The sequence below is a fragment of the Leuconostoc sp. UCMA20149 genome, assembly GCF_030400235.1.
Lineage (GTDB): Bacteria > Bacillota > Bacilli > Lactobacillales > Lactobacillaceae > Leuconostoc > Leuconostoc pseudomesenteroides.
Genome location: NZ_VJYC01000004.1, coordinates 1 through 26,764 on the forward strand (window position 1 = coordinate 1; position 26,764 = coordinate 26,764).

Annotated in this window: 27 protein-coding genes, 1 tRNA gene and 1 riboswitch; of the genes, 19 read left to right on the plus strand and 9 right to left on the minus strand. The window is 38.4% G+C overall.

Annotation, left to right across the window (positions count from 1 at the left end; genetic code table 11):
- Positions 1 to 53 precede the first annotated feature (53 nt).
- Positions 54 to 127: transfer RNA gene (locus FF105_RS04475), tRNA-Ile, on the plus strand.
- A gap of 392 nt (positions 128 to 519) precedes the next feature.
- Positions 520 to 1,725, plus strand: a complete 1,206-nt coding sequence (locus FF105_RS04480) for an MFS transporter (RefSeq protein ID WP_010275995.1) — start codon at positions 520 to 522, stop codon at positions 1,723 to 1,725.
- A gap of 42 nt (positions 1,726 to 1,767) precedes the next feature.
- On the opposite strand, the gene FF105_RS04485 is transcribed toward FF105_RS04480, so the two are convergent.
- Positions 1,768 to 2,544: a TIGR01457 family HAD-type hydrolase gene (locus FF105_RS04485; RefSeq protein WP_290046367.1), complete on the minus strand. Its 777-nt coding sequence runs from the start codon at positions 2,542 to 2,544 to the stop codon at positions 1,768 to 1,770.
- A 270-nt stretch (positions 2,545 to 2,814) separates the two neighbouring features.
- Here FF105_RS04485 and FF105_RS04490 point away from each other — a divergent pair, with 270 nt between their 5' ends.
- Positions 2,815 to 3,204 carry a hypothetical protein gene (locus FF105_RS04490; protein WP_031941014.1) on the plus strand — a complete coding sequence of 130 codons (390 nt, stop codon included), beginning with the start codon at positions 2,815 to 2,817 and terminating at the stop codon, positions 3,202 to 3,204.
- Positions 3,204 to 3,995: a DUF6681 family protein gene (locus FF105_RS04495; RefSeq protein WP_139968053.1), complete on the plus strand. Its 792-nt coding sequence runs from the start codon at positions 3,204 to 3,206 to the stop codon at positions 3,993 to 3,995. The genes FF105_RS04490 and FF105_RS04495 overlap by 1 nt, the downstream gene beginning before the upstream one ends.
- Positions 3,996 to 4,010: 15 nt before the next feature.
- Here the strand turns inward: FF105_RS04495 and FF105_RS04500 are convergent, their stop codons facing one another.
- Positions 4,011 to 4,454 (minus strand): GNAT family N-acetyltransferase, encoded by a 444-nt coding sequence (locus tag FF105_RS04500; protein WP_010278888.1) that lies wholly within the window; start codon positions 4,452 to 4,454, stop codon positions 4,011 to 4,013.
- A gap of 49 nt (positions 4,455 to 4,503) precedes the next feature.
- Between FF105_RS04500 and FF105_RS04505 the strand changes: the two genes are divergently transcribed.
- From FF105_RS04505 to FF105_RS04515, 3 genes are all read left to right on the plus strand, one after another.
- Positions 4,504 to 6,699 (plus strand): LTA synthase family protein, encoded by a 2,196-nt coding sequence (locus tag FF105_RS04505; protein WP_031941013.1) that lies wholly within the window; start codon positions 4,504 to 4,506, stop codon positions 6,697 to 6,699.
- 19 nt (positions 6,700 to 6,718) lie between these two features.
- Complete coding sequence (locus FF105_RS04510; protein WP_031941012.1) at positions 6,719 to 7,780, plus strand: glycosyltransferase; 1,062 nt, start codon at positions 6,719 to 6,721, stop codon at positions 7,778 to 7,780.
- A gap of 84 nt (positions 7,781 to 7,864) precedes the next feature.
- Positions 7,865 to 8,335: a MerR family transcriptional regulator gene (locus FF105_RS04515; protein WP_010278877.1), complete on the plus strand. Its 471-nt coding sequence runs from the start codon at positions 7,865 to 7,867 to the stop codon at positions 8,333 to 8,335.
- A 36-nt stretch (positions 8,336 to 8,371) separates the two neighbouring features.
- On the opposite strand, the gene thiT is transcribed toward FF105_RS04515, so the two are convergent.
- Positions 8,372 to 8,926 (minus strand): energy-coupled thiamine transporter ThiT, encoded by a 555-nt coding sequence (gene thiT, locus FF105_RS04520; RefSeq protein WP_010278874.1) that lies wholly within the window; start codon positions 8,924 to 8,926, stop codon positions 8,372 to 8,374.
- Positions 8,927 to 8,994: 68 nt separating this feature from the next.
- Positions 8,995 to 9,083, minus strand: a riboswitch (TPP riboswitch).
- Between the two features lie 66 nt (positions 9,084 to 9,149).
- Here thiT and FF105_RS04525 point away from each other — a divergent pair.
- The gene (locus FF105_RS04525) at positions 9,150 to 10,046 is read left to right on the plus strand and encodes an RluA family pseudouridine synthase (protein ID WP_010278871.1); all 897 of its coding nucleotides are present in this window, start codon (positions 9,150 to 9,152) and stop codon (positions 10,044 to 10,046) included.
- Between the two features lie 38 nt (positions 10,047 to 10,084).
- Here FF105_RS04525 and FF105_RS04530 read toward each other — a convergent pair whose 3' ends face one another.
- From FF105_RS04530 to FF105_RS04545, 4 genes are all read right to left on the minus strand, one after another.
- Positions 10,085 to 10,804: an MIP/aquaporin family protein gene (locus FF105_RS04530; protein ID WP_010278869.1), complete on the minus strand. Its 720-nt coding sequence runs from the start codon at positions 10,802 to 10,804 to the stop codon at positions 10,085 to 10,087.
- A gap of 102 nt (positions 10,805 to 10,906) precedes the next feature.
- Positions 10,907 to 11,635: an MIP/aquaporin family protein gene (locus FF105_RS04535; protein ID WP_010278865.1), complete on the minus strand. Its 729-nt coding sequence runs from the start codon at positions 11,633 to 11,635 to the stop codon at positions 10,907 to 10,909.
- Between the two features lie 113 nt (positions 11,636 to 11,748).
- Positions 11,749 to 13,818 (minus strand): copper-translocating P-type ATPase, encoded by a 2,070-nt coding sequence (locus FF105_RS04540; RefSeq protein ID WP_010278863.1) that lies wholly within the window; start codon positions 13,816 to 13,818, stop codon positions 11,749 to 11,751.
- The gene (locus FF105_RS04545; RefSeq protein WP_010278861.1) at positions 13,799 to 14,242 is read right to left on the minus strand and encodes a CopY/TcrY family copper transport repressor; all 444 of its coding nucleotides are present in this window, start codon (positions 14,240 to 14,242) and stop codon (positions 13,799 to 13,801) included. The genes FF105_RS04540 and FF105_RS04545 overlap by 20 nt, the downstream gene beginning before the upstream one ends.
- A 187-nt stretch (positions 14,243 to 14,429) precedes the next feature.
- On the opposite strand from FF105_RS04545, the gene FF105_RS04550 reads away from it, so the two are divergent.
- Genes FF105_RS04550 through FF105_RS04570 form a run of 5 tightly spaced genes read left to right on the plus strand, consistent with a single transcriptional unit; the run spans position 14,430 to position 18,236 of the window.
- On the plus strand, positions 14,430 to 14,795 hold the full coding sequence (locus FF105_RS04550; protein ID WP_010278859.1) for a GntR family transcriptional regulator: 366 nt from the start codon (positions 14,430 to 14,432) through the stop codon (positions 14,793 to 14,795).
- On the plus strand, positions 14,792 to 15,694 hold the full coding sequence (locus FF105_RS04555) for an ATP-binding cassette domain-containing protein (RefSeq protein ID WP_147651146.1): 903 nt from the start codon (positions 14,792 to 14,794) through the stop codon (positions 15,692 to 15,694). Before FF105_RS04550 ends, FF105_RS04555 begins: the two co-directional genes overlap by 4 nt.
- Entirely contained in the window at positions 15,694 to 16,521 is an 828-nt protein-coding gene (locus tag FF105_RS04560) for a hypothetical protein (protein WP_010278853.1), read from the plus strand. Before FF105_RS04555 ends, FF105_RS04560 begins: the two co-directional genes overlap by 1 nt.
- 38 nt (positions 16,522 to 16,559) lie before the next feature.
- Positions 16,560 to 17,465, plus strand: coding sequence for an ABC transporter ATP-binding protein (locus FF105_RS04565; protein ID WP_010278849.1), 906 nt, complete (start codon positions 16,560 to 16,562; stop codon positions 17,463 to 17,465).
- A 3-nt stretch (positions 17,466 to 17,468) separates the two neighbouring features.
- Positions 17,469 to 18,236, plus strand: coding sequence for an ABC transporter permease (locus tag FF105_RS04570; RefSeq protein WP_010278846.1), 768 nt, complete (start codon positions 17,469 to 17,471; stop codon positions 18,234 to 18,236).
- Positions 18,237 to 18,295: 59 nt separating this feature from the next.
- Here FF105_RS04570 and abc-f read toward each other — a convergent pair whose 3' ends face one another.
- Positions 18,296 to 19,783 (minus strand): ribosomal protection-like ABC-F family protein, encoded by a 1,488-nt coding sequence (gene abc-f / locus FF105_RS04575; RefSeq protein ID WP_031941011.1) that lies wholly within the window; start codon positions 19,781 to 19,783, stop codon positions 18,296 to 18,298.
- Positions 19,784 to 20,109: 326 nt separating this feature from the next.
- Here abc-f and FF105_RS04580 point away from each other — a divergent pair, with 326 nt between their 5' ends.
- Positions 20,110 to 20,445: a PadR family transcriptional regulator gene (locus tag FF105_RS04580; protein ID WP_290046369.1), complete on the plus strand. Its 336-nt coding sequence runs from the start codon at positions 20,110 to 20,112 to the stop codon at positions 20,443 to 20,445.
- The gene (locus FF105_RS04585; protein ID WP_010278836.1) at positions 20,438 to 21,274 is read left to right on the plus strand and encodes a membrane protein; all 837 of its coding nucleotides are present in this window, start codon (positions 20,438 to 20,440) and stop codon (positions 21,272 to 21,274) included. Before FF105_RS04580 ends, FF105_RS04585 begins: the two co-directional genes overlap by 8 nt.
- 121 nt (positions 21,275 to 21,395) lie before the next feature.
- Here the strand turns inward: FF105_RS04585 and FF105_RS04590 are convergent, their stop codons facing one another.
- Positions 21,396 to 22,259 carry an aldo/keto reductase gene (locus FF105_RS04590; RefSeq protein ID WP_010278832.1) on the minus strand — a complete coding sequence of 288 codons (864 nt, stop codon included), beginning with the start codon at positions 22,257 to 22,259 and terminating at the stop codon, positions 21,396 to 21,398.
- A 29-nt stretch (positions 22,260 to 22,288) separates the two neighbouring features.
- Between FF105_RS04590 and FF105_RS04595 the strand changes: the two genes are divergently transcribed.
- The 4 genes from FF105_RS04595 (at position 22,289) to FF105_RS04610 (ending at position 26,365) form a co-directional block, all read left to right on the plus strand.
- Positions 22,289 to 22,933, plus strand: coding sequence for a GNAT family N-acetyltransferase (locus FF105_RS04595; protein WP_243282485.1), 645 nt, complete (start codon positions 22,289 to 22,291; stop codon positions 22,931 to 22,933).
- Between the two features lie 48 nt (positions 22,934 to 22,981).
- A complete protein-coding gene (locus FF105_RS04600; protein WP_010278825.1) occupies positions 22,982 to 24,427 on the plus strand; it encodes an o-succinylbenzoate--CoA ligase in 1,446 nt (481 codons plus the stop codon).
- Positions 24,424 to 25,134 carry a bifunctional demethylmenaquinone methyltransferase/2-methoxy-6-polyprenyl-1,4-benzoquinol methylase UbiE gene (ubiE, locus tag FF105_RS04605; RefSeq protein WP_010278821.1) on the plus strand — a complete coding sequence of 237 codons (711 nt, stop codon included), beginning with the start codon at positions 24,424 to 24,426 and terminating at the stop codon, positions 25,132 to 25,134. The genes FF105_RS04600 and ubiE overlap by 4 nt, the downstream gene beginning before the upstream one ends.
- Positions 25,135 to 25,201: 67 nt before the next feature.
- Positions 25,202 to 26,365, plus strand: coding sequence for a DUF2075 domain-containing protein (locus FF105_RS04610; protein WP_010278818.1), 1,164 nt, complete (start codon positions 25,202 to 25,204; stop codon positions 26,363 to 26,365).
- Positions 26,366 to 26,764 lie beyond the last annotated feature (399 nt).

A 26,764-nucleotide genomic window follows, 5' to 3' on the forward strand; every position in this document is an offset into this window, starting at 1 on the left:
GGCTATGCGGGTTCGATTCCCGTCATTCGCTTGATGTTAGAGCATCAAAATATGGGCCATTAGCTCAGTTGGTTAGAGCGCTGTGTTGATAACGCAGAGGTCCCAGGTTCGAGTCCTGGATGGCCCACTAATGAGAGGGTAGTGAATGTTATGTGAGCATAACATTCACTACTTTTTTTGTTGATGATTCACAATGTAATTTTTTCATTTATTTTCAGAAATCGTGACTTAAAATATTAATTTCACAAACTATCTTTATTTTTCCTTATTATCAAAGACTGTATTGTCAACTTATTTGACAATATAATAAGAAAATAAAAAAAACTTTGCATACTTTGTGAAATCGTGGTAATCTTAAATCAACGGCTTAACGCTTACATTATTTTCATGCAAACGCGCGCGGTGTTAAAATAACGAGGTTTCGCGCGACATGAATGATATAATATCCGGTCCGATTTTTGTGCCCACTTAGTGACATTTTTTTGTCGTTAGGTGTTGAGGTATAATGAGATTGGAAAAATGGAAGAAAAATTATTTAACAAAGGCTTTTTAACGATTACGATCATCAACTTTATTGTCTATTTGGTGTATTATCTCATGATGGTCATCATTGCTGTGGTAGCACATGATCAATTGCATGCGTCCTTTGGGCAAGCTGGTCTTGCATCAGGAATATATATTATTGGTACACTGATTGCGCGTTTAATTATGGGTAAAGAGCTCGAATTAATTGGACGCAAGCGGGTGGCCAGATGGGGCGCTATTCTCTATTTAATCACAACAGTTGCTTATTTGGCTGTTCCTACGATAGGTGTTCTAGATGGTGTTCGATTGCTTAATGGTTTTGCTTACGGTATGACTTCAACGGCACTGAATGCGATTGTTACAGAGTTTATCCCAGAAAAACGCAAAGGCGAAGGGATAAACTATTATGGTTTGAGTACAAGTCTGGCAGCGGCTATTGGACCTTTCATCGGGTTGTTGCTACTGAACGCAACAAGTTTTCAATTTATCGTCATTCTGTCAACAGTATTAATTGGCGTATCAATGGTTGCGTTGTTTGCAGTTAAGATTAATAATGTTACTTTGTCCGCTGCACATCTGGCTGAATTAAAATCTTGGAAAATTTCTAGTTTTATTGAATTTAAAGTTTTGTTAATTGCTGCCATTGGCTTTTTAATGGGATTGTCTTATTCATCAGTTTTGTCATTCTTAGCTTCTTATGCAGAGACATTACATTTAGTGGCTATCAGCTCGTTTTTCTTCGTAGTATATGCTGGTATCGTCACCTTGACGCGTCCTATGTCTGGTAGAATTTTTGACCGTTTTGGTGAAAACTACGTCATGTACCCTAGTTATTTGTTTTTGGCGGTTGGATTAGTAATCTTAGCGTTTGCGAACAATGGCTTTGTATTATTACTGTCTGGTGCATTTATCGGGTTAGGCTATGGTACATTTATGTCAAATGGACAGGCGGTCACACTTAAACTTGTCACTAGCCATCGAATTGGTATAGCTCTTTCCACTTACTTTATTGGTTTGGATTTGGGACTGGGTGTTGGTCCATACGTATTAGGTGCTCTGCATAATGCACTTTCATTCCGTGAGTTGTACTTGGTATCAGCGGTTATTCCGATTGTCTCGGCAATTCTTTACTTATTATTCTATCACCCAAATAAAACAAAAAAAGTGGCCCAGAAAGTTACTAAACGCGAATTAGCTTAAAAAAAATCACATCATAATCTTGATGTGATTTTTTATTTTCAATTAAACAAGCCAATCGTCTAGATTTTCGATTTCATGGGTTGGTTTGATTGCAACTTGGTTAATTTGTTCGTGCGTTGATAAGCCTGAATAAACTAAGAGCGTGTCGATACCAGTATTGATACCCGCGAGAATATCTGTATTATAGTTATCACCAACCATAACAACATCTTCTTTGGCAACTCGTAGTTTCTGCAACGCACCTGTCATAATTGGTGTTTCAGGTTTTGCGATGACAGTTGGCATTACCTGAGTAGCAGTTTCAATGGCTGCTACGATCGCGCCAGCTCCAGGAAGCATACCGCGCTCATTTGGTAAATTAGTATCACGATTGGTAGCAATAAATTTAGCGCCATGTTGGATAGCTAAAGTTGCATACATCAACTTATCGTATGTAAATGTTCGATCTAATGCTGCCACCACAAAGTCCGCATTGTCGTCTTGCACCAAACTAAATCCGGCGTCTAAAAGTGCTTCTTCAAGGCCGATCTCGCCAACTACCAAAACGCGTGTTTGTTGTGGGGTTTCTAACGCTTTCAAATAATCGGCAGTGGCCATGGCACTAGTATAAATTTGGTCAGTAGTTGTGTCAATCTGATGATTGATCGTTAAGTTGGCAGCAACATCAGCCGGACTTTTGGTTGAATTATTTGTGACAAATAAGTAAGGAATATTGGCGGCTTTTAAGCGATCAATAAATCGTTTGCCCGATGCAAATTTTTTAGATCCTTGATATATTGTACCGTCAAGATCAATAAAATACGCTTTGTATTTTGACATGTTTAATCTCCATTTAACATTGAATGACTATATTATACACATCAACAGTTGTTGATATCAAACAACGAATCAACGGACTTCTCTCCAATCTCAATCTCCCTAAAATAAAATCTCCTAAATATCGTCCGCCCGCAAGAGATTGCGGGTTTTCGTTTTAATTATGGATTTATTTTATGTTTATTTGATGGAAAGCGGGTAAAATGTAATTATACTGTTAATGATATATGACCTATTATTAGGTGTTAATCACGTCAGCATAGAGGGGAGCTTATGGCAAAAAAATATAGAACACCACCTTTTTTGACACCATCAGCAATTGTGTCGCTGATTGTTGCTATTAGTGCGGCCAATTTGGCTGTTAACGTTGCAACAGGTACAACAGAAGGTGGGCGAGCATCATCACGGGCGGTTAGTACAACGTCTTCGTCATCAATGGATACAAGCAAAACTACAACGACGACCAGTCGCGATAAATCATCTAGTGATACCTCATCATCTGAGAGTAGTGACACGTCATCATCCGTTACACCTTCTTCGTCTTCAACTTCATCACCATCATCTAGTACAACAACAACATCTTCATCGGCTCCAAGTTCATCATCGAGCCAAAGTTCGAGTTCTAATGCGACGTCTACCAGTAGTTCGGAGGACAGCCAATAATGTTTACATTGCTTGACTTAGTCAATCATTATCTTGGTTATTTTACTACCAATTCTAAAGTAAAAGGCCGTATTTACACAGCAGTAGGCGCCATTGGCGTATGGTACCTACTATATCTGGCATATCGTTTTTTTGAAAACGGTCGTGTTCTAAGGGGTAGTTTACTAGTAGCAATATTTTTAGTTTTACTGTATTTTGTTATTTTAAATGTGTTGTATTTTTTTACAAAAAAAACAACGAAATGGGATATTTCGCCTAAAATAGAACAAATTGTCGGACAACCCCATGAAGAAACGACACAATCCGTAGCGAATGTGATTATTCCAGCAAACGGGCTATATGAACGTCAAGACGTTATGAACGGTGTTATTGACAGTAATTTACAGCAAAGAACCAACATTGACATCGTTGCTCATGAAATGAATGATTTAAATTTAATCGCACAAGACTATGGTCACTTGGGTGAACAGGCGCAGCGACAAATTATTGCGCAAAAAGGAGTGATTAACGCCAATCATCCAGGGACAATATTGCCTTATTTTGATATGCAAGAAACTGGTGGCACGTTGACAATATTTGGTGGCATCAATCAGTTGCAGGCTCGTGAACTTGGGATTGTATCTCGCGTGGGTCTGACACCAACGGATCAAGCATTGTCACATTATCGTTTGGCTGTTGCTTCGGTAGTTCTGACTGGCGGATTAAGTCATGTTGCTACGAGAAGTGAACTCATTGACGATCAGCAGCCTTATCAAATTAAAGTTGAAATTGCTTATATGAGGCGTTCTTAACACAAAAAAAAGCGCCTATGACAGCGCTTTTTTCATGTGAATATGTTGAATACCAGCGTCGATAAACGCTTCGCCAAAAGCTGAAAATCCTAGATGATCGTAGAAACCGCGTGCTTGAACTTGTGCGCCTAATACTAATGTTTTGATACCGTATTCAGGGGCCAGTTGTTCAATATAGGCAAACAATTTGCTACCAAGACCTTTGCCACGCGCAGGATAAAGCGTGGCTACACGTTGAACATGCCAAGTCGTTGCTGACTCTGGTAAAACACGAGCAGTTGCTGCGAGTTTACCATCAACATATGCTACGATATGAATCGCTTCTTCTTCAGCCGACGGATCATCCATCTCGTCAGCAATAGCAACGCCTTGTTCGATGACAAAAACGGTTTTTCTAATTATGAGGGCGTCAGCTTGTATTGGACCAATCCCTTTTTGATGTTTTATTTCTATTGTCATGATACAAGTATAGCAATATTTAGAGCGAGTGACCATATAAATTGGTATAATGAAACTTATGAAAAATTTTTTAAAAAAATTTTGGCACCAGACGCTGGCGCCAAAAAATTGGCTAGCACAACTGAATACACGACTTGGTTTTTTTACATGGTTGGTTGTCTTATTTACGTTGAAAGCTATTTTGGCGTACGGTGCTGATTTTGATTGGCTACACGTTTCTGATCCATTACAAGTAATTCTCATGCTATTGAATCCAATTGGGTTTACCATGATTTTGTTTAGTTTGGCCTTATTCATCAAGCCCAAACAAATTTATTATGGAGCGCTATTACTCATTGATACAGCGATGACAACATTGTTGTATTTGAATGTTATCTATTTTCGAGAATTTTCAGATTTCATGTCCATTAATACCATGTTGGGGTACAATACGGTTAACCAAGGTGGTAAAGCAGCAGGCGCCATTTCTTTTGGTATACATGATTTTTTATTTTGGATTGATTTAGTCATTTTAATTGGCTTGATGATTATTCGAAAAATTAAATTCGATCAGCGACCATTAAAACGTTGGCAACCATTTAAACTTTTTACCATTGGTGTTTTTGTATTGGTGGCAAATATGTTTTTTGCAGATGTTGATCGACCACAGTTATTAACACGTCAGTTTGATCGTGAATATATGGTGAAATATTTGGGTATTGGGCCATTCACGATTTATGATGCGATTAACACATACCAGACTAGTCAGGTTCGTAAAAGTGCAACGCCATCTGAATTGACAGCTGTTCAAAAATATATTAAGAAGAATTACGCGGCGATTAATCCAGAATTTTATGGCAAAGCTAAAGGCAAGAATGTCATTGTGATTCATTTGGAAAGTTTCCAACAAATGTCACTTGATTTGAAAATTAATGGTCAAGAAGTAACACCTTTTTTGAACAGCTTATATCATAGTAAGTCGAGTGTTTCATTTGATAATTTCTTTAATGAAGTTGGACAAGGTAAGACATCTGACGCAGAAAATATGCTAGAGACTTCTACTTTTGGATTATCACAAGGCTCACTGTTTTCTAAATTAGGAGATGATCAGACTTTTCAAGCAATGCCTGCTATTTTGAATCAACGTGCTGGTTATTCAAGCGCAGTATTTCATGGCAATTTAGGGACTTTCTGGAATCGCAGCACCGTTTATAAACATATGGGTTACCAAAATTGGATTTCCGGTGATTATTTTGATGTTACTGGTAAAAAAGCGACATCGTGGGGCCTGAAAGATAAATTATTATTTCAAAACTCTATTCCTTATCTAGAACGTTTGCAACAGCCGTTTTATGCTAAATATTTGACAGTGACGAACCACACCCCCTACACACTAGATGCACAGGATCAAGATCCTAATTTCCAGACTTCAAATACAGGCTCAACACTAGTAGATAATTATTTCATCACGAACCATTACCTTGATCAATCTGTGAAGGAATTCTTTAATTATCTCAAAAAATCAGGATTATATGACAATACCGCTGTTGTCTTGTATGGTGATCATTATGGTATTTCTAATACTGACGCGCCTTATTTGGCGTCGGTGCTTGGCAAAAATGAGAGTAATTGGAATGATTTAGACAATGCTAATTTGCAACGGGTGCCATTGATTGTTCATATACCTGGCATGACAAATGGTTATATTGATCATACTTATGGTGGTGAAATTGATGTCGCACCTACCTTGGAGCATTTACTTGGTATTAGTACTAAGCGTTATATTCAATTTGGACAAGACTTATTAAGCAAGCAACACGTTCAAATTGTTGCTTTCCGCAATAAAGACTGGATAACACCTGAATATGCCAGTTTGTCAGGACGCATTTGGAATACGAAAACGAATCAATTGATTGAATATCCTGATAAAAAGTTGCAGGCTAAAGTCAACAAGATTCAAAGTTATGTGAACAAAAAATTGAATATGTCAGATAATTTGAATCAAAAGAATTTACTACGTTTTTATACGCCAAAAGATTTTAAGGCAGTTGATCCGTCTAAATATGATTATAGTAAAGATAGTACGGTCAAACGATTGAAAAAAATTAACCAAGAATTAGGGACAAAATCTACAAGCTTACTGTCTAAAAATGGCAATCAATCAACGTTAAGTGATTACATTACTGACGCACCAGAGTCGCGCGATAAAGCGACAGATACCACGAGATTGTTACCACGAAACGCAGATGATTGGAGTGGAAATTAATGATGTTTGGAGTAAAAATATGACCAAAATTCTCATTGCCCTTGAAAACATTGGTCTTGGGGGCATGAAGCGTGCCACAACCGTCGTGGGTAACGCCTTAGCACAACAACACAACGTTGTGTATTACAGCTTTTCTGATTTACCACCCTTTTATGCCCTATCAGCGGAGCTACGCATAGCAAAGAGGCCGTTAACTTTAGCCAACGATGCAGAGCCTTATATTAAATATGCTGAACAAATTCAAGATTTTATTAATCTTGCACGGGAATTCGATGTAGTTATTTTAGCAGGTGGGTTGTTGTCTAGTTTTGCTGCCGTTATGAAACCACAATTACCTGATACACAGTTAATTGGTTGGATGCATAATAATGTGACGACCTACAAAAGCCAGTACTATGCTGATATGCAGACTGAATTTGAAGCAGGTTTGCGGGCACTTGATACTGTTGTTGTGTTAACAGACTACGATTTGGCCGGCTTTAAATCCTACAATAAGCACGCCGTCAAAATATGGAATCCGTTGACTATCACACCAAATGGTCGTGCTGATTTGTCGCAGCATATCATTGCCTTTACAGCTCGAATTGCGATTCAGCATAAAGGCATCGATTTTGCTGTGAAATTGGCTTCAAAATTACCAAACGATTGGCGCCTGGCAATTGCAGGTAATGGGCTACCAGAAGACATGGCAACTTTTCAAACCTTGATTGAAAAATATGCGGCGCACGATAAAATTATTTATCGTGGTGGGCTAAAAGATGAGGCATTACGACAACATTACCGTGATGCTAGTATTTTCATACAGACGTCTCGTTGGGAAGGATTGCCATTGGTTTTGGCTGAAGCGATGAGCTTTGGGTTACCAATTGTCGCAATGAAAAATACCGGTTCTGCGGAGGTACTAGACGGCGGTAAATACGGTATTTTAGTCGAGAATGGCGATGTTGATGGTTTGTTAGCAGCTATTCAACCACTATTAAGTACTCAAAAAGAGCGACGATACTACGCTGATATTTCATTACAACGAGTAGAAGATTTTGAAATGGGCCCAATTTTAGAACAGTGGCAGGCTTTGTTTTAACAAAGGAATGTGCTATATTTAAATAGATATTAGGGGTGTTTAGCAACTTAGTTGACAAAAAACACTATTTCTAGAGGCACAGACATGAATTTTGACAAAGAAAATTTTAAAAAGCCGTCTCTTGATCATTTACAATTCCGTATTGGCGAGTTAGCACGTATGACAAATATTTCGACACGGCAACTTCGTTATTGGGAAAAGCAAGGATATGTTCAAGCGATCGATCGAGAAGATGAACAAGAATCTCGGTTATATGGCTTTCGAGCGTTTATTAAGGTTGCAATAATCAAACAAAACTTAGATGATGGTGACAGTCTTCATGACGCTGTTGATAAGGCTAATGAACAACTTGAAAGTGCCATGATTATTCATCATATTATGAAAAAAGCCTTTCAAGGCATTGAAGAATATGAGGGTCGTGTTGTTGTGAATTTGGGTTATTTTGATGACGCTGAGACACAATTGTTGTACGTCTATCTGGAATCTGGCAAAGTAAAGTATCGGGTTGTTGATAAACGCGAGTTTCCAATCACGAGAAAAAGCCAGTTATTATAACAGCTTCCCTTCAGAATTGTTATAATGGCTGGCTTTTTATTTGAACATTTTTGGTTGAACGCGAAGCAAAATAATCAGTACAACGATCGTCAACAGGATTTGTGGGATAACATAAGCTGCGTTGTATATTAGTGAGTAAAGCCACGGATTTTGCCCTTTGGGGGCAAAGGCACCGTAAAAGAAACCACCAGCCAAAAAGGAACCAAAAAAGCGACCAATACCACCTAATAGGGCACCAATTGATATGAGTATCATTGCTTGCCTTGTTGCATCTCGACGGAGTGCATATTTTAATTGGTTTTCGAACAATCCGCCGAGACCAACTAGCGTATAGGCAAAGAAATAGTCAAAAAATACTTGTAATGGATTTAAATAGTACGGATTTAAAATAAAAGTCACTATACCAACAATTAATCCAGTAATCATACCGGCTTTTACACCGTGACGGTACGCAACAAATAATATTGGGACCAGTGACAAGGTTACAGCGCCACCTTGTGGCATTTTAAATAGGGTCAAACAATCAAAAACAACAGCCAAGGCGGCAAATATAGCCACTTCAGCGATGACGCGGGAACGAGAATTTTGCATAGACTTCATATCTCCAAAAAATAAAAGCGCAACCGTCAAGAGAATTTACAGGTTGCGCCATTAATGAGCTAAACAATGTGATATCTCCCTTCGCATGCATTATCATGAGCAGGTTCAGTGGGTATATCTCAGCCATAGGGCACCCCAGATAATCTAAGTATAACTAAAATGACAATAAAGTCAAATTAGGGGCTAATCAACTAAAGGTGTGGGCACTTATCATATGACAACATGGCAATATCAATTTATTATATCACCGCATAACGCAGGGCAATCAGTCAAAGCCTTATGGACCAAATGGCTCATTCCAAAGCGTATTCGTGGTGCTCTCAGAATTAAGCGTCATTTCACTGTGAATGGCAGAACGGTCCCGACTAGTTACTATTTGGCCACTAACGATGTCTTAGTAATGATGTTTGATCAGGACGACTTTAGAACGAGTAGTTCTAATTATCGACCAAAGTATAATCAGCAGGTAACAACTTTATTTGAGAATGATTATCTTGTGGTGATTGATAAACCAGCGGGGATGAAAATGCATCCGCATTCACCCACAGAAGATGATACTTTGCTGAATTACGTTGCCGGTGATTTTCAAAGGCGTCATGTAGAAGCGTCGCCTTATATGGTACATCGAATTGATCGGGCTACATCCGGCGCCGTTATTATTGCAAAAACGCCTTTAGTAGTGCCAATACTTGACCAGCTATTATCAGCTAAGGTAATTACGCGGACTTATTTGGCATGGGTGAGTGGTGTGATGCCGACAAAACAGGGAATAATTAAAACACCAATTGGCATTGATGCAAAAGACGACAGGAAACGTGCTGTCAATGGCGCCGAAGCACAATTTGCTGTAACGCATTGGACTAATGTACATACAGTTTATCAAAACTCACTATTACGAATTCGTTTGGATACTGGCCGAATGCACCAAATTAGAGTTCATTTGGCTAGTATAGGCCATCCAATAATTGGGGATGACCTATATGGTGGGCGTCATATGACAAGATTGATGCTGCATTCAGCTACCATTGAACTACCTTTACCCTTTGATGGTGGCGTTAAAACGATTACAGGTCCATTGCCTCATGACTTTCCACGGCAATTGCGACAATAAAAAAGAAGCTCGTGATGAGCTTCTTTTTAGTAAAAACATTATGCTTCTTTTGTAATACCCTTATTGAAGAAGTTAGCGGCAAATGCTGCCAAAGCACCACCGAGTAGATCAGCCACTAAGTAAACCCAAACGTGACCAAGTGCTTTACCTTGAACAAAGATTGCTGGACCCAATGCGCGGGCAGGGTTGAAAGCACCACCTGTAATAGGTAATGCGACAATGATTAGAACAGCTAACCACAAACCGATAATCAATGGGGCAGGCACATTAGCCAATTTAGTGACAATTGAAATGACCAAAACAAACAAGAAAGTCAAAATCAATTCAAAGGCGAAAGCGTACCAGCCTTGTCCATCAGCAAAGTTTGTTTGACCAAGACCAGCCAAAGTAACGAATTGTTTGACTGTCATTGATTGACCTGATAAAGCAGTTGTAACGGATGTTGACTTAAGATAAGCTGTAACGCCAAGATAGACAGCACCAGAAGCGACAATAGCACCAATCAGTTGTGCTAATACATAGCCGACAAATTCGACCCATGATAAACGCTTTTGAATCGCCATTGACAGTGATACAGCTGGGTTAAAGTGCCCACCAGAAATGTGACCAAAAGCATAAATGGCAACGGCCAATGCCAAACCAAATGACAAACCAATTGTGATAGGTGATTGTGTCGTAATAGCTGAATAAACAACACTACCAGTTCCAAAGAACACTAACATAAATGTTCCTAGAAATTCTGCGATATACTTACGCATGAAAAATTCTCCTTGTGTGTAATATTACCAATAAATTCCATTATACACGTTTATTTCTAGAAACAAAAAAAGATTGACAATGTTAGTCAATCTTTATAAAATTTAGGCTTTTACGGCTTTTTCATCACTGGTTTTGTTGAAGTAGTTAGCGGCAAATGCTGCCAAAGCACCAGCGATTAGCTGTGCTGGAATATAGACTAGCAGATGTTTAAGTGCTTTACCACCGACAAAAATTGCTGGTGACAATGAACGGGCCGGGTTGAATGATCCGCCAGTAATTGGTAAGGCTACAATAATCAAAACGGCTAAGAAAAGACCAATAACCAATGGGGCTGGAACATTAGTCAACTTTGTAACAATTGAGATTACAAGTACGAACAAGAATGTCAAGACGAACTCAAACGCAAAAGCGTTAAGACGTTCACCAGTGGCATAGTTTGCTTGACCCAAACCAACATAAGAAACGAATTGGCTGACGGTCATTGTTTGTCCAGATAATGCTGTGGAAACAGTTGAAGACTTCAAGTAAGCGGCAACACCGCCATAAACAGCTGCTGAAGCAACAATGGCACCGAGGAATTGAGCTACGATGTAACCACCAAAATCAACCCATGAGAGTCTTTTTTGGATAGCCATTGACAACGAAACAGCTGGATTAAAGTGGCCGCCAGAAATTGGACCAAATGTGTAAATGGCAATTGCTAAAGCAAGGCCAAAAGCTAGTGCAACTGTCAATGGTGATTGTGTGGAAGCTGCAGAATAGACGATACTACCTGTTCCAATCCCAACCAACATGAATGTGCCTAGAAATTCTGCGATATACTTACGCATGTAAGATTCTCCTTATGGGTATAAAATTATCAACACTTACTATTCTACACGTTTATATTAAGTGGTTATTAAAGAAATAGTAATTTTTAATATTTGATTAAATAGTTAATATTTTACCCTTTAAGTGTCAGCGCATTTAAGGCAACGACAATGGTTGAAAAAGACATAACAATAGCACCAATCATGGGGTTGAGCATGAGACCAATGAAAGATAAAGCACCGGCGGCTAACGGAATGGTAATAATATTGTATCCTGCACCCCACCACAAGTTTTGGACTTGCTTTGTATTGCCATGTTTTGCCAAACGAATGAATTCGATGATTTTTGGCAGATGATTAGTAATGAGAACAGTATCAGCGGAGGCTTGGGCAACTTGGGTACCAGCGCCAATGGCGACACTTAAATCAGCGTGCGCTAGTGCTGGTGCATCATTAATACCATCTCCAATCATCATGACAGCGCCACGCTTTTGGTATTCAGCAACTAGGGCAATCTTTTCTTGAGGAGACACACCAGCATGAATGGCTTCAATACCTAATTCATGGGCAACACGTTTTGCCGATTTTTCGTTATCACCTGTGACAAGAACTGGAATAATATGTTGCGCATGTAAATCATCAATAAATTGGCGTGCTGATTCTTTAACACTATCACCTTGTGCAATGGCAGCTATCACCTTATCATGGTTAAGCAAATATGAAACAGAACCGTCTGTGTTTAGTGGTTCAAAGTCAATATGATGTTCAGTTAAATATCGTGCGGACACCAATAGGTAGTGATTGTCCTCGATCATACCGGAAACGCCATATCCGGCTATGTTTTCGACGTGTTGTGCTGACAGTGTTGGTGCGCCTTGAGATTGCGCATAGCTAATAATTGATTGCGCCAGCGGATGTGTTGATTGTTGATCGAGTGCACTCATAATTGCCAAAACATGAGATTGATCATCTTGATAGGCTACAAGTTGTTGCACAGTGAATTGTCCGGTTGTTAATGTACCGGTTTTGTCCATCAACGCGTATTGGAGTTGATTAGCTGACGACAATGCTTTGCGATTTTTGATAAGGATGCCTTGCGCCGCAGCAATTGCTTTTGTACGGCTAATGACTAAAGGAACCGCCAGCCCAAGTGCGTGTGGGCATGCAATCACGAGGACCGTCACAGCAATATTTGTTGCAAAGCCAAATCCTCGTAATGGCGTCCAAATAATCAGGGCACCAAGTGCGAAAACAAGCGCTACCCAGAACAACCACGATGCGACACGATCAGCGAGTGTTTCGACTTGTGATTTTTTATCTTGTGATGTGAGCAAAGTCTGTTGTAATTGACCAATAAATGATTGTGCACCTACCGTGGTGAGTTTAACTTCTAGCGTACCATTACCATTTATAGTACCGCCATATACAGTAGCCTCGGTTGATTTATCAATGAGCTGGCTTTCACCTGTCATTAGTGATTCATCGACCTGACTATTGCCATTTATTACGATACCATCAGCTGGAAAAGATTCTCCTGCCAAAACGCGCACCACCATATTTGATTTAAGGGTGGTAATTGGCATATCCATTATATGATCGCCATGCTTAACGTGAGCAATCTGGGGTAGAAGCTCTCGCAGTTTAGCGGTGGCATCACCTGCTTTCATTGTTGCTGACATCTCAATCCGATGACCCAGTAGCATGATTACGGTAAGCGTTGCAAATTCCCAAAAGAAATCCATTACGTGATGATGAAAGACTTGTGTGGCAATCAAAGCATAAATAGAATACCAAAATGTGACATTTAAGCCCATTGTGATGAGACTCATCATTGCTGGCTTTTTAGCTTGTAACTCTTGACGCGCACCTACCCAGAATGGTTGTGAGCCAATAACGTACAACATGGCGGCCAATAAGGCAGAGACCCAAGCATTGCCTGGGAACACAACGGTAAATGGTAGATTGACGCCCATAAATGGCGAGATAAAGAGAATCGGAATCATTAAAATTAATGATATCCAGAAACGTCTTTTCATATCATTCATGTCCATGCCTGCCATACCCATGTCCGCACCGTGATGATGCATTGGCATGGCTGACATATCTATCTCAGAATCGGCCATCATTGACATATTGTGGTCATGATCCATGTGGTGTTCATGTGTCATTTGTGACATTGTGTGATTATTTTTTTTCTCTGTCATCGTGGCAGGCCTCCCAACCTTTTGGTATGCAGTTACAAGCTATTGTTGGCGGAGCAGTTTTTGATTTTTTTGCCAGCAAAGCTTGTAAGTGGCTAATGTCTGTTTGAGATAATGGCGTATCGGCTAAGGCATTGACTAGTGCATCACCAACGCACATCGCACACATTTCGTGCAATGTTGTAGATAAGGTGTCAACCATTGCTACTTTTTCCGTAATGGTTGCAGTATATATACGGTCTCTGGCAGCGCCATTGTGGCTAATAATGCCCTTTTTGATTAGACGTGTAATCAAAGTTTTAACGGTTGATGGTTGCCAATCTGTTTCCGCGCACAAAATACGGATAATTTGGTTGCTAGTTGCTTCTCCTAACGTCCAAATGACACGCATAATTTGCCATTCACTTGTTGATATTGTTGTGTTCATATCTATAGTTTACAACTGTAAACTTAAAAAAACAAGTCGGTATGATGATAAAAAGTAATTGACAGATTTAAGTGTACCGTGTAACATAGTACACGTAGTACATTTGGGGACATGGGGAATGAAACTCAGTCAAACATGACAGTGGTGTGGTTACTTAAAGCACCAAATCTTAATCGGGAGCTCACAAATGGCGCAAATACAAAGAAATCAACCACTATACGAGCAGTTAATGTGGCGAATCAAAGCGCAAGTTGCTGCCGGCGTATTAGTGATTGGTGAAAAATTACCATCGGTCCGTGAAATGGCATTAATTGAGGGATTAAATCCAAACACGGTAGCCAAGGCATATAAAGCACTTGAAGCGCAAAACGTAATCGAGACTGTAACTGGAAAAGGGACTTTTATTCGCAGAAATGGGGAAAATGCGGATAATGAACTTGTTGAACAGCTCAAAAACAAGCTAACAGAAGTAACAATTGAAGCCAAACGGGTTTCAATTAGCCCGAATCAGCTTCACAGCTGGATTGATGAATTGTACGGAGAGAAACAATGACATTGATTTTGGAAAATATTTCAAAAAAAATACAGCATCAGCAAGTCTTAAAAAATGTTTGCTTTGAATTAAATGAAGGTGAAATTGTTGGTCTTGTTGGTCGTAATGGTGCCGGAAAAACAACACTTTTTCGAACAATTGTTGGTGAAATGAAAGCTGATTTTGGACGAATTGGGCTTGATGATCAAGACTATGTGCGGACGATTAGCGTGCATGATCAGTTATTCTATGTTGATATGCCAGAAAATTGGTTGGCACATTATACACCAAACAAAATTAAATCAATTTTGTCGTTGTCCTACAAAGATTTTGATTCTGATTGGTATGATGAGCGCATTAAGCAATTTAATCTGAATAGTAAAAAACGCGTACAAACTTATTCTAAGGGCATGCGTGCACTATTTACAATCATTGTAGGTTTTGCCAGTCGCGCTCGCTATGTTTTGTTAGATGAGCCGTTGGATGGGTTAGATGTTTTAATAAGAGACCAAGTTAAGCAATTGATTATCGATCGTGTGAACAAAAATAACACGACGGTTTTGATTGCTTCGCATAACTTAATAGAGCTTGATACATTAGTTGATCGTATCTTATTATTGAAAGACGGTAGCATTAATATGACGTTTGCTATTGAAAACAATAACAACATCAAAAAATATCAAGTAGCCTATGACAATGATGAAATGTTGGCGTTTTTGCGTGACAATGGCACGATTATTGCTCACGTTGGTCATATCGTAACGGTTGTCTTTAGTGATTTCGATGAGAGCATTGGGATCAAACTAGCCGGATCAGATTTTAAGTTTATTGAAGAATTGCCTATTGGTAGTGAAGACATTTTCCGTGCTAGCTTTGCAAGTGAAGCCCATGCTTGGCAAAAAGAATTGGAGGGTGAGTAATGTTACGTGCGATAAAAATTTATGGCAAAATGAAAGCACCTCAGTTGATATTAATTGCTTTTTTGGGCATTGCAGTGTCGGCAATTATTATTGGTACAAACTTTATTGATTCTGGTACAGCTTCTGGTGGCGATAATGCAAGTGAGCTTAGCAGTCAATTAATGATTATTTTGCAATTTGCGGCACTACTTTCCTTTTATAATGATAAAACACGGCATCTTGATGCTTGGTTAGTCACACAAAATATGTCACGTCGACAAATATTGTTGAGTAAAATATTTTGGCTGATAATCGCACCAATTGCATTTGCAGCTATGATTGATTTGCTTTTAACGATTACCATGCAACCTAGCGATTGGACGCATGCGTTAAGAAGTAATATTATCAATGGTACGTTTAGTTTACTGTTTGCTAGCCTAGTTCTTGGTGTCAGCTTAGTTATAGGTCCTATCTGGCAAAAAGTTGCAGGAAGTATCTATCTTATCGTCGTGTTTGAAGCTATCACCCACACGTCTGCGGATCAAATGTTATCAAGACAGTATTTTATTAACGATTTGATGACATCGGTACTGGCTATTATCGGTATTTCATTAGTGGCATTGACAATTAGTTATTACTTGGTTGAGCATGTTGGTGTTGATACTGAAGATGAACCGGTACGATTAACCTATCTTAAATGGCCGGTTGTGATATTTGTTTTTCTATCAATGTTGGTATTACAGCTTAATGCCGGTGGTGGTATGCTAGATAAACTGTTGTTTCCAGCAATTTTAAGCATCACCACGTTCATTTTTGTTTTTAAACCTAAGTTATCTTGGGAAAGATAATACATTCAAATTAGTTGCATAAATATAGAGGGGAAATAATGGCATTATTAGAAGTAAAAAACGTTAGCAAAAAATATGGGGCACGTGCCGCAATGGATCAAGTTAGTTTTGAGGTTGAGGCTGGCCATATCGTTGGACTAATTGGGCCCAACGGTGCTGGAAAATCGACGACAATGCGTGCGATTACTGGATTGATGAGTTATTCATCAGGTACAATTTCGTTTGATGGACAACCTGTGACGTTTAGTAATCATCAAGCATTGGATAAAATTGGTAATTTGATTGAGTATCCATCAATTTATCCTAATTTGACAGCCTTAGAACATTTGAAGTTGTATGCAATGGATACAAAATCGCCTGCAGACTTTAAAATGCTCATGCATAAAACACAAATCGATGGCGATAACTTTGGAAAACGAAAGGCCAAAAACTTTTCATTGGGGATGAAGCAACGTCTTGGTATTGCAATTGCGCTGATTAGAAATCCAAAACTGGTCATTTTAGATGAACCAATGAACGGATTAGATCCACAATCAGTTCATGATTTGCGTGAATTAATTCGCTCTTTGGCTGATGAGGGCACAGCATTCTTGATATCAAGTCATCTGTTAGATGAATTACAAAAATTGGTTGATGATGTTGTGATTATTAATCATGGCAAAATTATCGAAAAAGACACGATGTCTAATTTCTTTAGCCACGATAAAGTGCGCTGGACAGTTGATACTAATGACAATGAGGCAGCATTGCTAGTTGTTCAAGAGCATAATTGGCAGGCAAGTATTGATGATGGGCACCTGCAAATTACTGGGGCGGAAAGTTTGCAAGAAGTTATTTCAGCGATTAATCAAGCTAATCTTAAAATTTTAACACTTAATACCATCACTGGGAATTTGGAAAAGTCGTTGTTGGATATGCTGGCAGCAGACGATAAGGGGGAATAAGTCGTGTTAACATTGATGAAACAAGAGTATTATAAAGCTTTTAAGCAAAATAAATTATATATTTGGTTAATTTTGAGTTTTATTTTTCCGATAGCTATTATTGGTATTTTTAAATCACAAAGAACGCCAGCATCAGTAATTAATTTGGGACAAGCACTACTGTACGTACAAATGGCCGGTATTATTATTACTGCTTTATCAGTATCCCAAGAATTTGGTTTTGGCACTATTCGACCATTGTTATCACGTCGCTTTAGTCGCGGCAGTGTCTTTGTAAGTAAACTGTTGCTGAACTTGAGTGTCTATATTGGTTTGTTTGTCACAGCATTTATTGGGACTGTCTTAGCGGTTGCTTTGTTTATACCAAAGTATGATTTCAGTAAATCTCTTGGGTATACAGGTAATAGTTGGCAAACTATGGGGATTGGCATGCTTGATACAGCTATTCAAATGATATTTGTGGCTGCGTTAGTGTTGATGATTACGAATTTAGTTAAAAGTTCTGGAGCAGCAATTGGATTAGGTGTTGTGATGATTGTGGCAACACCACTAATCGGTGTTATTTCGGTAAAGTTGATTGACCTAGCGGCCATTTTTAAATGGAATCCATTTAATATTTATTTAGGTATGTCTAATATCGGACAACTATCACCTCAACTAATGAAACAAGCGATGCACATATCACAAAATGGGTTAATTGTAGCTTATTTAATCTACATTGCACTGATGTATGGTATTGCATATCTGATTTTCAAAAAGCGTAGTGTGTAATGTTTCACGTGAAACAAACATGCTCTCACTTTTTAAAAAGCCTAACATTTTAGACAATATTAGTCGTCTAAAATGTTAGGCTTTTTTGATGCGGGCGTTTGTAAATGAAGGGTTTTTGTCGACGTTGTTGCCAAAAAATTAGCATCATGTTCGATAATTATCATCGTTGGTTGTATTTGATTGATAATGTTAGCAATTTGCTCTTGATTGAAAACATCAAGATAATTTAAAGGTTCATCCCAAATATACAATTCGGCTGGCGTCATAAGGGACTTAGCTAATTCAATGCGCTTTTGTTGTCCCATACTCATGTGTTCGATTCGATTTTGAAAAACGTGACGTTCAAGGCCAAGTTTGAAAAGATTATTGAGTAAATCTTCATAGGATAAATGATTTGCCAAGGCAAACTCAGCTAGTGTGCCATGATTATCATCATAATTTTGTCTGAGATAGCTGATGGTTAGGCTTTGGGGGTGTTGCATTTTCCCAGTTGCAGTACCAGCAAAATTATCTTGTAAGTATTGTACAAGAGATGATTTACCGGCACCATTGTTACCCTGAATAGCTAATCTTTCACCGAGATTAAGTTCAAACGAAATTGGTTCAAATAGTGGTTTGTCATAGTTTAATTGTAGATTTTTTACTTTGAGTAACTGTTGGTGAGTTGTTGGCGTGAAATTTAACGTTAGTGGTGATACTGATTCAATATTTTTTAAAAGCGCTGATTTTGCTTCGACTTTGCTTTCAGAACGTTTAGCAATTGCTTTAGATCGTTTTGCTTGTTTCTTGGCGAGACGGCGTGAAGCAGAATCATTCGTTTCATTTTCACGTTGGAGAGCCCATGTGGCAACAGTTTTTGATACCTGTTTGATATGTTTAATTTCTTTTTTTAACTGATCATTTTGCTCTTTTTCATAGGCGTCTGTTTGCTTTTTTTGGTCATCATATACTTGAAAGTTACCCTTTTGCAACAAAACTTTGTGTTTTTCAATTGATAAGGTATGGTCAACAATTTCGTCAATGAAGTTGCGGTCATGGCTGACTACAATGAAACCTTGTTTCTTTTCCTTTAAGTAGTGAACAACTTGTTGTCGTGATGCTTGGTCTAAATGATTAGTCGGTTCGTCAATTAATGGAAAACTGGTATCGTCGACAAATAAAAGTGATAGTAAAACTTTGGTTTGTTCACCACCAGATAAGCTCGAAAATTTGCGCCAGAGAATATCATCTGTTAATCCTAACAAGGTGAGTTCACGTGATATTTTCCAAAAATCGAAGTTTGATAGTGCCTGCAAAATATTATAAGTTATCTGCTGTGAGTCTTGAATTGTCTGGGGAAAATACGTAAATTTGCTGTTTTGACTAATGTCGCCAGCATATTGATAATCTCCCATCAGTAGTCGTAAAAGCGTTGTTTTACCACGCCCATTACGACCAATCAAACCCAACTTCCATTGGGTAGATAGCCTCAAATTGATATCTGAAAAAAGTTGCGTACCCTGTTGATCAAATCCAAAATACAAATGTTTTATCTCAATATCCATCATAAATCACCTCATCAAAAATTTATTCATTGATTGTCGAGATGGTAAATTTGATGGCAACTAAAAAGACCCACCCTATGAACGATTAAACCAAATCTCGAAAATCAGCACACTTGTCTACACCGCTAACAAGTGTTTCCGTCATTTTCGTTAAATAGCTTATTTGTTCAACAGTAAGTCCCTCAACTTTTCATAAATTATTTTAATTTTATCATTGAATATTCATAATATCAAGTCTAAAACCGACAGAGTCATTATTTTGTTGTTTGAATTGTCAAATGTTATATGGTATGCTTAACAAACCATAAGTAGAATGGAGAATTAGTGACTTGTCAGAAAATATAGCTAGTCAACTTAGAAAAGGTATTTTACAAGGCTTTTTGCTCATTCTACTTGATAAAGAACCAAATTATGGTTATGGCATCATGAAAAAAATGTCGGAATATGGTCTAGGGAATGTGCCTAAAGGCACGATTTATCCGTTGCTCACCAATATGACAACAAAAGGCTTGATTAAATACCAAATTCAAGCTTCTGATGGTTTGAGAACGAGAAAATATTATTACATAACCGAAGCCGGCAAAGCAGAAAAACAAGTTTTTAGCCGTGAGTGGCTGGGCATTAGTCGCAGTATGAATAGCATTTTGGGGGAAGAAAATGAATAGTAGTCAAAAATTGATTGAAAAGAACAATAGTTTGCGAAAAAAACTCAATCTAAAAAATGAGGTGTTTTATAGTGATTTTTTGATATACATGAGACTTGGCAGTATTACCAAAAAAGAAACTGTTGTGGAAAATATATTACTTGAAATTTTAGAAGATATTCTTGATGCACAACGAGAAAACATTGATGCGAACAAGTATTTTGGTAAGTCGCCGAAAATGGTAGCGGATGATATTTTAAAATCGATTCCTAATAGTATTACTGATACAGTTAAGCTAGCCATGACGGGGCTGTTTAGTTTTGCAATTATGACTTTATTGCCAGTGCTGGCAAATCCTAATGCGAAGATTGATTTGGGGAATATGATTTTCGCAGGCATCTATACTTGCCTAGCAAGCATGTTAATTTTGAAGCAAGTAGCGCGGTCAATCTATGTAATTAACCGTTTTATGTCAAACAAAGTGGTCAGATATGTGACTTATTTTGTTTTAGCGAGCGCCATACTGGCACCTGTGTATTTGATTCTTTTCTTTGTTAAAACGCCCTTGACCTTTTCACTAAATGGTCTTACTGGTGTTATGGTGTCTGTGTTGATTATGGCGGGCTTCATCGTTTGGTGGTTACGTTCAAATGATCGAAAATTTAACTTTCCAATGCTGTTTGCAGCCTTGGTATTTGGCATACTGTCATTGATTATTAGAATACCGAATGTGCAAGACACAGTTTTTAGGAGCCAGTTTGGTAAAAATAGTTACGCGATTATTATCATGGTTGCTTTGGTGTCATTTTATGTTGTCAGTCACATCGTGCATAAAAAACAGAGTGATTAATGATTATCTTACACAATTAAAGTAGTCAAGCATTTCAAATCTCAAATTTAATGACAAAAAAATCCGCTGAATATTCAGCGGACTATTAAACGGTGATAGCAGTCAGTGATGACATTTAGGACTAAAAATTAGCCGTGTCAGCATTGGTATGTGTGCCACCGACGCCAGCAAGCGAATCAAGTTCGGACACTTCATCATTGGTTAAGGCAAAATCAAAAACGTCTAAATTAGCCTTAATGTAGTTTTCATGCGTTGATTTTGGCAGTGGCAAAAATCCCTTTTCCAGAGACCATCGAATGAGTACTTGTGGGACGGATTTGTGATATTTTTCCGCAATTGTCGCAACTTGTGGCAAATCCACTAAACGTCCAGTGCCCAGTGGTGAATAGGCTTCACTGACAATGTCATGTGCTTTGTCATAAGCGACAAGTTCGTCCTGTGTGTCAGAAGGGTTCAAAAAGTTTTGATTAACCATTGGTGCAATTTTTTGCGTTTTTGCCAAACTCTCGAGATGATGAATTTGAAAATTAGAAACACCGATTGCTTTGGCTTTTCCAGCTTCGTAAGCGGCTTCAAAGGCGCGCCACGTCTCGGTGTTGGCCTTTTCCCAAGCGTTTTGACCCTGAGCTTTGATTGCTGCAGGATTTGGCCAGTGAATCAGATAAAGATCGACGTAGTCTAGCCCTAACTTTTGTAGGGAGATATCTAAAGCTTTTTGAGCTGCTTCAAATGAATGTGCGTCATTCCAAAGCTTAGTTGTGACAAATAGGTCTTCACGGTTAATGCCAGAATCTTTGATAGCGCGACCAACAGATTCTTCATTTCCATAAGCTGCTGCAGTATCAATATGACGATAGCCAGCTTCTAATGCCCAACGAACAGCTTGATAAGCAACATCTCCGTCAGCGCTTTGCCACGTACCAAATCCAATAACAGGAATTTTAGTACCATTTGCAAGTGTGTATGTATCATTTTGAGAAGTCATAAGAGTACCTCTATTTTTTTATTTGGCGAATGAAAAAATCATTTGCCTGGTACAGTCATTATAACATGAACACGGAACAAATGTTCGCGCAAGCGACTGGTTATTATAACTATGATAAAATAGAGATAACGCATGAATTTTATCAAAAGGATAACGATATGACATTAACAAACTTCAATATCACTGATGAAACAAATTGGCAAAACATTTATTTAAACGCTTTTCCAGCCCATGAACGTTTGCCGTTCAAATCCTTAAAGCAAAAGGTGAATGACAATAACCAGATTAAAATGTTAACGTTTAAAAGTGATGATCGTGTTGCTGGTATCTTATTTTTAGTGACATTGGCAGATGATAAGGCATTTATTCTATATTTCGCCGTCGATGCAACTATTCGCGGTAAAGGAATTGGCAGTCAAATGCTATCATTTTTGAAACAACAGTATACGGGTGGCATTATTTTGGAATCTGAAATTATTGGTACTGATGCAGACAATGAACAACAACGGTCGCAACGTTATCATTTTTATCAAAGAAATGGTGTCTTGGATTCAGGATTTGTCGCTCAAAATATGGGTGGGACTTTTCATTTGCTAAGAACCAGTGAGCAAATTACAGTGGCAGATTATTTAAAAGCCATTGATATCTTAGGGCTAACGACTACAATGCAATAGACGATGACGTCTATTTTTTTTTAGTGCATTCTGCGGTATGATAGAAAAATGGAAAACTGGTTGATAAAACGTGCACAACTCACGCCTAATCGCGTTGCTGTGCAGGAAAAAGGGCAGCAACTGACCTTTCAAGAAGTTGCTGATCGAACAAAAAAAATTGCTGAGCGATTGACGGTAGTGGCGGGAACAAAACCAAGGATTGCCTTAATTGTCACGAACACAATTGCGAGTTATTTGACGATTATGGCAGTACAGCAACTTGGCAAAACGATTGTTTTTATTAATCGCCGTTTGTCAGTTGATGAAATTAACTATCAATTGACAGATGCTGATATTTCGCTTTTAATCACAGACGAAGACTATCAGCATCAGCTAAATGTGGATAAACAATTAACGTTTAATGCCTTATCCACTGGCAGATCATCACGACTAGATTTGGTTGAAAATTTTCCTGATGATGCTGTTACCAGTATTATGTATACTTCTGGTACTACTGGTAAACCAAAAGGTGTGATGCAAACCTTCAATAATCACTTTTTTTCAGCTATGGGCAGTGCTCTAAATTTGGGGTTGACTGCTGATGACGCTTGGTTAACAGCGGTGCCTATTTTTCATATTAGTGGTTTTTCAATTTTAATGCGGGGTCTGATTTATGGCATGCGCGTGGTGCTGTTACCAAAATTTAATGCGCATCAAGCGAATGAGCTACTCGTTAATAGTCATATTACGACTATGTCGGTAGTGCCTGTGATGCTTAAACAACTACTAAACGATTTGCCGGAAAATGTGTCTTATAATAGTGGATTTCGTACGATGCTGTTAGGTGGCGGTCCCACGGATCGCGCAACATTAAAGCGAGCACAGGCCCATCATATTCCAATCATTCAGTCTTATGGCATGACTGAGACTGCCTCGCAAGTGATTGCTTTAGACGCTGAATACGCCGATGAAAAATTAGGATCGGTCGGTAAACCATTATTTCCAGTGAGCTTGAAAATTGCTGATCATCTTGGCGTGCCAGTTAGAATGGGTAATATTTGGATTAAGTCACCAACGTTGACAACTGGTTACCTTAATCAGCCAAATAAATTAGCAGAAAAGTGCCATGACGGGTGGTTTAACACTGAAGATTTTGGTTATCTAGATGATGATGGATTCTTGTTTGTGCAGGGTCGTGAAGGTGATATGATCAGTTCTGGTGGCGAAAATATTTTTCCAGATGAAATAGAATCAGTTTATTTAAAGTTGTCAGAGATTGACAACATTGTGGTGGTTGGTGTTCCTGATGAACAGTGGGGGCGAGTGCCAGTGGCCATTGTGGCGGGTAGCGAACTATCCTTAGCCAACTTAAAAGCCTACGGACGCGAAAAACTAGCACATTACAAAGTACCCAAACGGTTTTATTTTGCAAACGACTGGCATCGAACTGCCAGTGGTAAGACGCAGCGCATCAAATTCATAGCAGAAATCACACGATTGAAGGAGCTAACATGACCCTATCACCTAAAAATACTGATGTACAATCCCTGTTTAATACCATTGCGCCAGAATATGACAAAATGAACAATATTATTAGTTTGGGAACGCATAAAAATTGGCGACAAAAAGTTATGAAAAAAATGGTTTTTCCAAAAGGTGCTGAAATTATTGATTTAGCAACTGGAACGGCTGATTGGGCAATTGCCTTGGCAGAAAAAAGCGACCCCACAGCAAAAATAACGGGGTTGGATTTTAGTCGGGAAATGCTCACAGTTGGGCAACATAAAGTCGACTTGAGTGACTATGCAGATAAAATCACACTAGTGCAAGGCGATGCTATGTCACTGCCATTTGAAGATAATCATTTTGATATTGTGACTATTGGCTTTGGTCTTAGAAACTTGCCTGATCCAATTCAAGGGTTACGCGAGATGTATAGGGTGCTTAAGCCGGGTGGACAACTCGTCGTTCTTGAAACATCTCAACCAGATAATCCTATTGTTAAGCCCTTTTGGCGCTTATATTTTGGACAAGTGATGCCATTGCTGGGGAAATATTTTGCAAATGGTAAATACTCGGCTTATAAATATTTAGATGAAACGACTGAAAACTTTATGGATTATATGACATTGGGTCAAGTAATGCTGCGATTAAAGTTTCAAAAAGTTGTTATTTCTAGATTTAATTTGGGTGCTGCGGCCGTGCATTATGCTACAAAATGACTGCATTTGTGCCGGATAATGATTTAACAACGATGGTGTTGAAAGTGAGAAATAAACCATGGCTGAAATGAACGAACAACTCAAAAAACAATTTTTTGTTGATCAATTGTCACAAGATCAAGAACGTGTCATTGGCGATATCAATGATTATATCGGCACTAGTGTCGCAAATAACAACCACGCTGTTGCGATTATTCAGGGGGCAGCTGGTACGGGCAAGTCTGTTGTACTGATGGATCTTGTCACTAAATACATGACTGATAAACGTTATAAAACAGCCTTGGTGGTTAATCACCCTGAACTCTTCAAAGCCTATAAAGACATTGCGGAAAGTATTCCGGGTATGCGAGAGCGAGATATTACGCGCCCGACGCCACTAATTAACCATGCTCAAAAAAACCATTGGCGATATGATGTCATTTTTGTGGATGAAGCGCATTTATTATTGTCCAAGCCCGAACCATATATGCATTATAACGGCAACAATCAACTAACTGATTTAATGGATTTAGCTAAAATTGTGGTAGTTGTTTATGATTTTGCACAAGTTTTTCAATCAAAAATGTATTGGTCAAAAGACTTTTTATACAAAACAATCGGCAATCGGCCACATAAGTTGTTTGATATGAATTTTCAGTACCGCATGATTGCCAGTGAGTCACAAGTAAAATGGATGGACGATCTAACGGCTGAAAAACCATTATATCCGTTCCCAAATGATAGTGACTTCGAGTTCAAAGTTTTTGATAAAGCTGGGGAACTTTACGACAATATTGTCCAAAAAAATAAGTCAGTCGGGTTAAGCCGAGTTGTTGCAACGTCAGGATTTCCAAGGATTGATGGCCGTCATAACGTTGAAATGGATAGCTTTTCACTGCCTTGGGATGAATGGGATCCACAACGCACACACTGGGCTAAACGTGAATACTCTATTAAGCAAGTTGGAACAATATATACCTTGCAGGGTTTTGATTTGAATTTTGTGGGGATGATTATTGGACCATCGTTTGGCTATGATGCAAAAACAGACAGCATGACTATTTTGCCAGAGAAATACTCACACAAGGAAATATTTAAGAAACGTCAGGATAAACAGTTTACAAAAGCCGAATTTAAAGCTTTCATTGCCAACGTTTTAAATGTTTTGATGAAACGTGGTAAATATGGTTTATACCTAACGGCTTATGATGATTCTCTACGGCAACGACTGTTAGAATTGTATCGTGACTAATGACATTTGACGTAACACAAATTTTTAAGAACGACACAAAAATCGCTGATGAATTAATATCATCAGCGATTTTTAATATCACTCATTTTTGGTGTAAAATGACTCATAAAAAAAGCCTGAAGTTAGTTCTAAAAATTGAATAAATATTGTGAATATAACAACGATATTAACAAGTTATATCGTTATTTTTTTTCGATGATATTGTGACCGCTTCTGACATCATTATCAAAATAAAATCTAAAATGCTGCTAAATAAGGGTTTGGCGGATGTCTTGTTTTAAAGTAATCAAGCCATAAAGAAATTAATTTTTACATTTTTCTGACAAACGTTTGCCAAAAATTGTGATACAATTTACAAATAACGTTAAATGAAAACGTGGTTAAAAAATTATGGAGAAT